A 773-nucleotide genomic window follows, 5' to 3' on the forward strand; every position below is an offset into this window, starting at 1 on the left:
TGTCGAGCGCGCCCAGCGGCTCATCGAGCAGCAGCAACTGGGGCCGCTTGGCCAGGCTGCGCGCCAGGGCCACACGCTGCTGCTGGCCGCCCGAGAGCTGGTGCGGCTTGCGTTTGGCAAAGGTCTCCAGCTGGACCAGCTTGAGCATCTCCTGCACACGCGCCTCGATCTCACCCTTGGGCATGCCTTCGCGCTTGAGTCCGAAGGCAATGTTGTCCCACACCGTCAGATGGGGAAAGAGCGCGTACGACTGGAACATCATGTTGATGGGCCGTTCGTAAGGCGGAAAAGAGGCGATGTCCACACCGTCCAGGATCACCGAGCCTTCGGTCGGTTTTTCAAAACCCGCCAGCATGCGCAGCAAGGTCGACTTGCCGCAACCCGAGCTCCCGAGCAGCGCGAAGATTTCACCCTTGTGAATCGACAGGGACACATCGTCCACCGCCGCCACACCATCAAAGCGCTTGACCAGCTGCTCAGTCCGCAAAAATCCGTCACCGGCCGGGAGGGGTAGATTCATGAACAGGGGTTCTCACCAAGAAAAAAGCTGCGCACACAAAGCATTGCATGCACAGCCGGGTTCACACTGAAATCAGCGCTTGCCAGAGATCAGTAAAACGTCACTTGCCTTTTTTGAAGGCAGTGAACACGTTGCTCATGGATTCACGCGCTTCGTTGCTGAAGCTGGCCGGAGACACCATTTTCTTCAGGTTGTCCGCATCGGGGAATACCGCCTTGTCCTTGGCAATCTCGGGCTTGACGCTGGCCAGGCT

General features: G+C 59.0%; 1 protein-coding gene. It reads right to left on the bottom strand.

Annotated features, from left to right (window positions below):
- Positions 1 to 520: ABC transporter ATP-binding protein (locus AC1DWI_RS25145; RefSeq protein WP_477726181.1), on the bottom strand; the 520-nt coding region annotated here is incomplete at its 3' end.
- Between the last annotated feature and the right edge of the window lie 253 nt (positions 521 to 773).

This window comes from Polaromonas sp. P3_C2, assembly GCF_056402675.1.